Annotated in this window: 8 protein-coding genes and 1 pseudogene; 4 read left to right on the top strand and 5 right to left on the bottom strand. The window is 49.2% G+C overall.

Annotation, left to right across the window (positions count from 1 at the left end; all coding sequences use genetic code 11):
* Positions 1–144: 144 nt before the first annotated feature.
* Positions 145–360 (top strand): TIGR02450 family Trp-rich protein, encoded by a 216-nt coding sequence (locus BZG79_RS07455; RefSeq protein ID WP_025744820.1) that lies wholly within the window; start codon positions 145–147, stop codon positions 358–360.
* Between the two features lie 118 nt (positions 361–478).
* Complete coding sequence (locus tag BZG79_RS07450) at positions 479–1,717, top strand: DEAD/DEAH box helicase (RefSeq protein WP_077679472.1); 1,239 nt, start codon at positions 479–481, stop codon at positions 1,715–1,717.
* A gap of 15 nt (positions 1,718–1,732) precedes the next feature.
* Here the strand turns inward: BZG79_RS07450 and BZG79_RS07445 are convergent, their stop codons facing one another.
* Both BZG79_RS07445 and BZG79_RS07440 read right to left on the bottom strand, forming a co-directional pair.
* The gene (locus BZG79_RS07445) at positions 1,733–2,428 is read right to left on the bottom strand and encodes a VC0807 family protein (RefSeq protein WP_077679471.1); all 696 of its coding nucleotides are present in this window, start codon (positions 2,426–2,428) and stop codon (positions 1,733–1,735) included.
* A gap of 157 nt (positions 2,429–2,585) precedes the next feature.
* Positions 2,586–3,560 (bottom strand): calcium/sodium antiporter, encoded by a 975-nt coding sequence (locus tag BZG79_RS07440; RefSeq protein ID WP_077460939.1) that lies wholly within the window; start codon positions 3,558–3,560, stop codon positions 2,586–2,588.
* 220 nt (positions 3,561–3,780) lie between these two features.
* On the opposite strand from BZG79_RS07440, the gene BZG79_RS07435 reads away from it, so the two are divergent.
* Positions 3,781–4,761 (top strand): MDR family oxidoreductase, encoded by a 981-nt coding sequence (locus tag BZG79_RS07435; RefSeq protein WP_077679470.1) that lies wholly within the window; start codon positions 3,781–3,783, stop codon positions 4,759–4,761.
* Positions 4,762–4,791: 30 nt separating this feature from the next.
* Here BZG79_RS07435 and BZG79_RS07430 read toward each other — a convergent pair.
* The 3 genes and pseudogenes from BZG79_RS07430 to BZG79_RS07420 form a co-directional block, all read right to left on the bottom strand.
* Positions 4,792–5,690: pseudogene (locus BZG79_RS07430) on the bottom strand (LysR substrate-binding domain-containing protein).
* Between the two features lie 201 nt (positions 5,691–5,891).
* Positions 5,892–7,589 (bottom strand): glycoside hydrolase family 32 protein, encoded by a 1,698-nt coding sequence (locus tag BZG79_RS07425; RefSeq protein ID WP_077679468.1) that lies wholly within the window; start codon positions 7,587–7,589, stop codon positions 5,892–5,894.
* 101 nt (positions 7,590–7,690) lie between these two features.
* Positions 7,691–8,683: a LacI family DNA-binding transcriptional regulator gene (locus BZG79_RS07420; RefSeq protein ID WP_077460941.1), complete on the bottom strand. Its 993-nt coding sequence runs from the start codon at positions 8,681–8,683 to the stop codon at positions 7,691–7,693.
* Positions 8,684–8,967: 284 nt separating this feature from the next.
* Here BZG79_RS07420 and BZG79_RS07415 point away from each other — a divergent pair.
* Positions 8,968–9,479 (top strand): glucose PTS transporter subunit EIIB (locus BZG79_RS07415; protein WP_199877603.1); only part of this gene is annotated, 512 nt, incomplete at its 3' end.

The following is a 9,479-nucleotide window of genomic DNA, read 5'->3' as shown; positions in this document are numbered from 1 at the left end:
CCGCTGGACTTGGTCTGTTCCCACGCAGGAGCGTGGAGTTGTACCCGTGAGAGGCCGCACCAACCCCAACCACTGAACCAAACCGAACCACGTTCGTACTGGGTATCGTTATTTTTAACCGAATCAATATCTAACGGGGTGAGCGTGAATCAAATCAATCCAGCCAAGTTACGTAATAGCAAGTGGACGGCGGTCAAACCCATCCATCGCGAGAAGCACTTTTTGGTCTCCGACGTCGAGTATGATGAAGACGGTGTGGTGGTGTTATGCGTGCTCGAGTCGGTGCTATCGAAAAAAGAGTATCCGATTGACTGGCGTGAGCTCAAAAATGATGAGAAGTGGCGTCAAGGGTGGAAATGAATAAACGCGGTGTGAGTATCTAAAATAGGCGAGGTTATCGAGCAGAGTGTGGTACAGTCCGCGCCCTGTTTTCACGCATCTTTGTGATGTTGGCTGCCGCTAAATAAAGGTCTCGTTCATGCCGTTTTCTGCTCTCTCCTTGTGTTCTACATTGCTTCACGCACTGCCCACCGCGTTTAAAAAACCAACGGCCATTCAAGCGTTGGCGATCCCAGAGCTGTTAGCCGGTCATGATGTATTGGCATTGGCAAACACCGGTAGCGGCAAAACGCTTGCCTACGGTTTGCCTTTGCTGGAAGCGTTAAACGCAAACCCTCAGCATCAAGCGCTGATTTTAGTGCCAACGCGTGAGCTGGCGATGCAGGTCAGTGACGCGATCAACCAAGTGGGTAGCGCCTTAGATCTCAGTGCCATTTGCTTGTGTGGCGGTGTTGATAAAGCGGCGCAACAACAAGCACTGGCGGACAATCCCAACATTTTTGTGGCGACGACAGGGCGCTTGGTAGATTTAGCCAATAATGGTTTGGATTTGAGCACGGTACATTATCTTATTTTGGATGAAGCGGATCGTTTGCTCGATATGGGGTTTTGGCCGGATGTGCAAAATATTGCGATGCAAACTGCACGTAAACGCCAAACTGCGATGTTTTCAGCGACGTTTTCCGATGCGCTCAAGCAAAAAGCCAACCAGCTAATGGTTGCGCCAAAACAGCTCGCCGCGCATCAAGAAAACAGCACCAATCAAGAGGTCACTGAAACATTTTACTTGGTCAACAAAGGTAGCAAAGCGAAAGCCTTGATTGAATGCATCAAGCAGCATGCTTGGCCGCAGGTGTTGGTGTTTGTGGGAGCGAAAGAAAATGCCGATGGCTTGGCGAAAAAGCTCAACAAAGCGGGCATCTCGGCCAGTGCACTTCATGGCAATAAAGTTCAAACCGAGCGAGAGCAAGCCCTGGCGCAATTCAAATCTGGCCAAATCAACGTGTTGATCGCCACCGATCTATTAGCGCGTGGCATTCACATTGAACACTTACCGGTGGTGATTAATGTTGAATTGCCCATGCACGCCGAGACCTATATTCACCGCGTGGGGCGCACTGCTCGTGCTGGTGAACAAGGTGTGGCTATGTCTTTGGTGTGTCATGGCGAAATGGACGCACTGAACGCCATTCGTCAACTCACGCAAAGAGCATTGCCGGTGCAAGAGCTGGACGGTTTTCCGGTGACAGACAAACCATCGATAGGGGAAAGCAAACGCGCTCCTCGCGACAAGAAAGCCAACCGACGCACGAATGCGAAAAAGAGCATTAAGCAGTTTCAAACAAAGCCGAAACGCCCAGCGCCGGGGGCAAAGTAAGGCGTGTCAGGGTTGTTATTTGAGGTGGAAGATTTGCTCTGTTTCTAGCGATGTCATCGCGCGTACCTGACGCCAAATGTAATAGAAAATACCGAACATCATCAACATGCTAGGGATAGCAATCATCGGATAACTGTATAGCGTCATCTTACCCAGCTCTTCATTAAAGGCGGGCGTTCCCGCAGGGCTGGTCACGATCCAAGTCGCCAGGAAGTAATTCATCGCTGATGAAAACGCAAAGGTGCTGGCGAATAGATAGTTAGACCGCATCAGACAACGTTCAAAGGCTGAGGATTGACCATTCTCTTTTAAACGCTGATTAATCAACGAGAGGTTGAGCACGGTGTCATTCAATATTAACTTTTGCATCAGTGGGTAGCGGGTAAAGGTTGAGCCCAATACGGTTAAACCGATGAGGCCCGGGATCAGCGCCTCTTTTAAGGCTAACCAACGCGTATCTAGCTCCAACAAGCCAATACCGCCTGTCAGTAACACGCTGATAAAGCCAAGTGCAGCGATAAAATTGAATTTCTGGTTGCGGACCAGATCCATCCCGCCGTATATGAGAGGAAACGCCAAAGCGACGACCAATGCCGTGGCTGTGCCTAGGTATTCATCTCCGCTCAACTTCATCAGGATGATCGAGGGGATAAAAACGTTGAACAGGATTTCAAACAGGGGACTCGGCTTCTTCGCCGTCGTGTTACTCATAGTATTTTACTGACTCTACGCGACATGAGCTGCCATTGTACTGTGCCACGTAGTGTTCATCTAGTCGCGATTGATGTAAAGCGTTACAGCGCCTTGTTGTGTAACTATGTGTGAAATCAGCAGGTGCTTGGCTCTTAATCGCTTTCACTTTTAAGCATTAAGCGGAGTGCGTCGCATAAACCAGCATGCTGGTGTAACCCACATAGCAGGCGAGCAGTAATACCCCTTCCGCGCGGTTAATTTCGCGTGTCTTGCCAAAGCGAACAGAGACCAAAATCAGCAATACGGTCACAGCCAGCATCACCATCCAATCTCGCCAGAAGACTTCTCTACCAATCTCGTTAATGGGCTCGATAAGGCCGGCGATACCAATCACGGCCAGCGCATTGAACATGTTCGAGCCGACCACGTTGCCCACGGCGATATCGTGTTCGCCTTTGCGGGCAGCGATGATAGACGCTGCCAATTCAGGGAGGGAAGTGCCGAGGGCGACGATGGTTAGGCCAACAATCAAATCACTCACGCCAAGTTGTTGCGCGATTTCAACCGCGCCCCATACCAAAATCCGCGAGCTAATAATCAGCAGCACTAGGCCAATCACCAGCCATATCAACGCCTGTTTTCTAGAAAGTGGTTGATTGGTTAGCTCGGCATTCACCTCCTGCGCGAGCGGATCGTCATTGGTTTGCATAGCATGCTTGATGGACCATCCAACCAGCAGTAAAAATCCACCGATTAAGATCAAGGCTTCGGTAAAGCTAATGGCATAATTCCATAGCATGGCGCCAACCGCCAAAGTGACGACGAGAAGAATCGGTAATTCTTTACGGACAATGGTGGAATGCACCGCAATCGGGGCGATCAGCGTGGTGACCCCGAGAATTAAGGTGATATTGACGATGTTAGAGCCTATCGCATTGCCCAGCGCTAACGCCGGGTTGCCATCCATCGCGGCCATCGCCGAAACCACCATTTCTGGCGCGGATGTGCCAAACCCGACCACCAACATGCCGATTAATAAAGGAGGCACGTTGGCGTACTGAGCACTCGCAGCCGCGCCGTCGACAAATCTGTCGGCACTCCATACCAACAACGCAAATCCAGCGATAATCGCAAGTGTTGCTAGCAGCATAGGTTCCCCTTCATTAATACGAGAAAATGAATATCGGTAGATAGTGACGTCGTGATAGTAGCCTATTGAGAGGAAGCTTCAACAGAAATTTAGGCTGATCGTAAAGTAAACGTATTATGACTTAAGCGCATAGACATCATGATAAAGTTTCATTTAGATCATGGGCAAGTCAGCGCTAGACTGGGAGTCATTAACCATTGGTATCGTCTAGGAGACTGATATGTTTGAAGCCCTCGTCCTCAAGCAAGAAAACAAGCAAACTATTTCACATATCGAGCAACTCGATGAGTCACAACTTCCTAACGGAGAGGTGCTTGTTGCTGTTGATTACTCGTCGCTCAATTATAAAGACGGCTTAGCGATTACTGGTAAAGGCAAGATCATCCGGCACTTTCCGATGGTACCGGGCGTTGATCTTGTTGGACGGGTACTGGCGTCTGACGACGTTCGCTACCAAGCGGGCGATGCTGTGGTACTCACGGGTTGGGGCGTTGGCGAAAACCACTGGGGAGGGATGGCGCAGAAAGCAAGGCTAAAGGCAGATTGGCTTGTTCCTCTTTGCGAGAAGCTAACTCCAAAACAATCCATGATGGTGGGTACTGCCGGATTAACCGCCATGCTCTGTGTTCAAGCTTTGCGTGATGCGGGCGTCCAGCCTGGTAATGGCCCTGTTCTCGTGACCGGCGCCAGTGGTGGTGTCGGCTCGGTCGCTGTGACCTTATTAGCGCAATTAGGCTTCGAAGTTGCAGCGGTGACAGGTCGCGTGGAACAAAATGAGTCGTTACTGAAAACACTGGGTGCCAGTCAAATCATTGAGCGTAGTTCTATGGAAGAGCCGCCTCGACCGTTAGAAAAACAATGCTGGGCCGGCGCTATTGATACCGTGGGTAGCCAGGTTTTAGCGAAAGTCCTCAGCCAAATGAATTACGGTGGCACAGTGGCTGCCTGTGGATTAGCGGGTGGCTTTGATCTGCCAACCACTGTCATGCCATTTATTCTACGAAATGTGTGCTTGCAAGGAATTGATTCCGTTAGCTGCCCGCGTGAAAAACGTATTGCTGCGTGGGAGCAACTCGCGTCGCTATTACCGGCGAGTTACTTTGAGCAAGCGTGCAATGAAATTACCCTAAACGAAACGCCTGATTTTGCCGAGAAAATTATTAATGGCCAAGTATCTGGCCGTACTGTCATCAAGCTTTAATCAAGCGCGTTAAAAAAGAGGTAAGGTCCACTAGGGCCTTACCTCGTCCAATTTAATGTCTTTAACACGTTTAGCAATCAGTTTCCCACACTCTTCTTTGAGGATACCTCGCAACCACTCCTGTGCGGGTGAATGTTCACAGCGTGGGTGCCAAATCATCGAGTAATCGAACGGTGTAAAATGAAAGGGGAGTGATTTCACCACCAGATCGTAACGATCGGACACCAAGAAGGCTAAGTCGGCCGGTACTGTGATAATGAGTGGTACGGTGTCGATAATCGCTAAGGCGGCCTCTAAATGATACGCCCTAAGTACCATTCTTCGTGCGGGTTTATCCTCTAATGCGCTTTCAATTAGCGCTTTTACACCATCACTGATTGCGATCATCGCATGAGGAAATTGCAGATAGTCATCCAGCGTCATACGCTGATCGGCAAGTGGATGCTGTTTTGATAAAAGGCATAGCACACCTACTCGCCCGAGTGTTTCATGCTGTAACAAGGCCTCGGGATGACTAGGCCGACATATCGCGAGATCTGCCCGGCCATAGGTGAGTTGCTCTTTTAGTCGTTCATTTTGAAGCGGCAAAAACTCAAATGCGATATTCGGGGCTTCTTGATAGAGACGTGGAAGCGCAAATGGCAAGATGGTTTGCATCGCATAATCGGTTGTTGCAATCGTAAACGTCTGCTCGCAACACATAGGATTAAAATCAAGTGGTGATAACAACTGCTGAAAAGATGCGAGTGGTTGATCCAGTGCACGATTTACGGATAGGGCTTTTTCTGTTGGGATAAGATGTTGCCCTTGGCGGGTAAACAAGGTATCTGCGAGTAACTCTCGTAATCGCCCACGCTGAGCTCTTCAATTAAAATACGCAACGCGACGAGCAAATTTAAATCTCGACGATAAATTTCTTCTATTTCCATATCATGCTTAGCTGAACAATCAGTTGTAACAGTGTAACCAATACAACAAAAAACATCCCTGTCGATATTGCGTTGGATTAATTGAAATTGCTAAATCAGCTTTTACTTGGAACATATTCGTTGATCGTGACAAGCGCCTCTTCAACCAAGTCGCCTAACCTGTTTAGTTAGGGGGTTCATTTTCTATTTTCTCTTATCGATTTAACCCACACTCGCCTTCTTTAACGCATACCAATCAATCTCCTTTGGTAGGGGGACATCGTGATGATCGCGTGTCACAGCAAGAAAGGTCGCGTCGGTAGCGCTGAAATAACGACTAGTCATTGTCCATTGGCCATTACTGATAAAAAACTCTAATGAGCTGGTATCGGCGAGGACTTGTAGCGGTAACTCTTCCAACTGCTCAGGCAAGTGAATACAGCGACGGGTGTCTCCTTCCGTGGCGAGGCTTGTACTTCTATCAAGCGTTAGGGTGCGATTGTTGCCGTCAATGGTGAGGGCACAACCAGACGGCTCCGTCGATGTCGCATGAGAAGCAATGCCACTGCGACTGTGAAAATACAGAGTGTATTGTCCGCTTTTTGGAATGGGTAGACTGGTACTGAGCTCAAATTGCTTGGTGCCCAAATCCACGGAGGTCGCGTCGCTCTCGGTGCGAATCACTAAAAGTTGCTGAGGACCTCTGAGGCGTTGCAGTGCGGTCGCTGGACGCTGATAAATTTGCCCATTTTCCCAGCGTAACTCACGTGGACAGGTTAACTGATGCAACCAGCCCGCACTTTGACTGGGTTGATCCACCTCGTCTGGGAGACCCATCCAAGCTATTAGCATGCGCTTATTGTCAGGGGTCTGAGCTGTCTGTGGCGCATAAAAATCAAACCCATGATCCAGTATCTGCCAGTCATCAAGTTTGATGCCGTCTGCTTCTAGTGTGGCTTTGGCGTAACCATTATGGTGAGGCACGTGGTGATCGGGCGTTGGCGCTGTGCTGCCTTGTGGGCAGAGGATACACAGCCATTGGTCGTTTAATGGGAACAGATCGGGACATTCCCACATATAGCCATGGTCGCCGAAGCTGTCGCCACTCAATCCGTCGTAGCGCCAATGCAGGCCATCAATGGAGGAATACTGCGCCAGGCGACCTATTTTGTCTTCACGCTGTGCGCCAAGTAACATCCGGTAGTGTTCGCCATCATAAATGACTTTGGGATCGCGAATATGTTCGGTGACGCCAGCAGGTGGGGCATCAATCACTGGCCCAAGCTTTTCAAAGTGAATGCCATCGGTTGACCGAGCCACACACTGGGTGGTTTGGCGTAGGCGCTCAGGGCCAATACGGGTGTTGCCGGTGTAATAAAGCCATAAGGCGTCGTTTATTACCATGGCGTGACCCGAAAACACCCCGTGACTGTCATACCAATCGCTGGGGGTAAGACCAAGGGGCGCGCTGCGCCATTGCACCCCATCAGGGCTGATTAAATGCACCCAAAATTTGTCTTTGTGCTCGCAGGCAAAAGGATACCACTGATAGAAAAGGTGATAGTGCCCTTGAAAATAGATAAAACCATTGGGGTCATTGAGCAGCCCTTGGGGTGGACTGATATGCCAAGTTGGACGATGGAAGTCTGTCTTGCTGATTGAAGCGTAGCAGGGCGCGGCTTGTTCACGCAGGTTGTAATCGATAAGGCGTCCCAGAGCCGTCAGTGTGTTCTGATTCACGGGGTGAGCAAGTGTGATTTGGCGCAGCGAATGGTCAATCGTATTGATTGAAAGGGCTTCTTGGTTTACGCGCTCAAGCTCAATGAGCTCAATGATTATTTTGTCTTGATGACGCAATACGCGGCGCAGATTATCTGCGCCACCGCACGCATCAACCAAGCTTGCTGGGGTTATTTCCATCTATCCGTACCAATGCTATTTTCGGGAACGTTCCAAAAATAGCGAATAAGAGGGTAAGAGTGCAAGTGGAATTTACCTCTTCTGCTTAACATATCGCCTTTTTAGGGGCAGGTGTCACGGCTAACGTAGTTAAATCCCATCACTAATTTAGAGACATGGCTTTGTCCCGTTTCCAGTAATTCAAGCAACATTTTTGCGCCGCTTTCACCTGCCGCATCAAAGGCATAGTTAAAGGTGGATAGGCTCGGTGATACTACGTGTGCAAGCTCATCATCACCCACACCAATCAGTTTCACAGTGTGACCCGGTGTGATCCCATGTGTTTGTAGGGCTTGGATGGCACCAATAGCAATACGGTCGGTGGCGCAAAAAACGCCGTCTGTCTCTGGATATTGATCGAGCATAGCGGTCATCGCGACATGGCCAGATTGAATCGAGAATTGCCCTTGATAATGGAATAAAGGTTCGGTTTGACTGAGTGTGGTCAACGCATTCTCAAGTCCTTGATAGCGCTGCTGATCAACCGCGATGTCTGCGGCTTGCACACCTAGGAATCCGATACGTTGACAACCGGCTTTAATCAGTTGCTCGCCGGCGCAAAAGCCAACCCGGTAATCATCATGAATCACGCTGGGGATGCTGTAAGGAGAGCCATCTTGACCAATCACCACGACTGGTGCACTCGAGCGCTTAATTGCTTGGACCAAGGCGGGGTTGAGTGTCGATGCAAACAGTAGGATCCCTTCTACGCGTTTTTGGTTGAATAAATCGAGATAATGACAAATACGCTGATCGTCCTGGCGAGTGTTAGCCAAAAGCACTTGTTTCCCTTTTTGATCAAACACATGACTCAGGCCATCGACACTGGCTGACATGGCGTGGGATGACACTCGTGGGACAATGACACCGATAAGGTTAGTTTTATTGGATTTTAAATCCTTAGCGATTTGGTTAACGACATAGCCGCATTGCTCGATGGCGCGGTTCACTTTTTCAATGGTCGCTGGTTTCACGCCATATTCTTGGTTAATTACGCGTGACACGGTTGATTTGGAAACACCCGCCAAACGGGCGACATCATTCAAGCTAGCCATGAGTTCTCCTTTGCTTAGCGCATCATCATCGGTGCATTTAGTGCTCCTTTGCAAACAAACCTATCCAAACTCCCTTTTTTTAGTGATAAATATCACATTTATGGCAGGGGGTGAACCATGATTTACTGATCGGTATCACAGCCATAATCCCTGATACTTGATGGATTAAAGGATTCAGCTCATTATTTTCGGGATCGTTCCCGAAAGTGTGGAACGTGTGACGGCCACATTAGAAAAAATAGCGACGGTGGCAAAGACAGTGAGAGCGTGCAGGGGAAGTAGCCATGAACTACCAAAAAATAGCACAACAACTACTCGATAAACTGGGTGGAAAAGAAAATATCGCAGCGGCGGCACATTGTGCCACGCGGCTAAGACTCGCACTTCATGATGATAGCCTCGCGGATTTAAGCGCGATTGAATCAATTGAAGGTGTGAAAGGGCAGTTCCAAGTCAGTGGTCAGTTACAGATCATTTTCGGCTCGGGCATTGTCAATAATGTTTATGCTGAGTTCAGCAAATTGACGGGTCAGTCAGATATGTCGTCGAAAGACGTCGCTGCCGCCGGTGCCGAGAAACAAAATTGGCTACAACGTGCGGTAAAAGGGCTGTCAGACATTTTTGTTCCCATTATTCCAGCCATTGTCGCCGGTGGTCTGTTGATGGGGATTTTCAACATCCTCACCGCGCCAGGTTTGATTATCGATGGCAAGTCCTTGATTGAGGCCTACCCACAAATGGGTGATCTGGCCAGTATGATCAATACGTTCGCTAATGCGCCATTTGTGTTCTTACC

The sequence above is a fragment of the Salinivibrio sp. MA427 genome (assembly GCF_001996115.1).
In the GTDB taxonomy this organism is placed as follows: Bacteria; Pseudomonadota; Gammaproteobacteria; order Enterobacterales; family Vibrionaceae; genus Salinivibrio; species Salinivibrio costicola.
Note: the sequence above shows the minus strand (reverse complement) of the source record. Positions and strands in the feature narration are given on the sequence as shown.

What these genes read in the sequence shown, in the direction of transcription:
- BZG79_RS07435 (WP_077679470.1), top strand. Translation starts at nt 3,781, where the DNA reads ATGTTTGAAGCCCTCGTCCTCAAGCAAGAAAACAAGCAAACTATTTCA.
- BZG79_RS07420 (WP_077460941.1), bottom strand. Translation starts at nt 8,683, where the DNA reads ATGGCTAGCTTGAATGATGTCGCCCGTTTGGCGGGTGTTTCCAAATCA.
- BZG79_RS07450 (WP_077679472.1), top strand. Translation starts at nt 479, where the DNA reads ATGCCGTTTTCTGCTCTCTCCTTGTGTTCTACATTGCTTCACGCACTG.
- BZG79_RS07440 (WP_077460939.1), bottom strand. Translation starts at nt 3,560, where the DNA reads ATGCTGCTAGCAACACTTGCGATTATCGCTGGATTTGCGTTGTTGGTA.
- BZG79_RS07425 (WP_077679468.1), bottom strand. Translation starts at nt 7,589, where the DNA reads ATGGAAATAACCCCAGCAAGCTTGGTTGATGCGTGCGGTGGCGCAGAT.
- BZG79_RS07445 (WP_077679471.1), bottom strand. Translation starts at nt 2,428, where the DNA reads ATGAGTAACACGACGGCGAAGAAGCCGAGTCCCCTGTTTGAAATCCTG.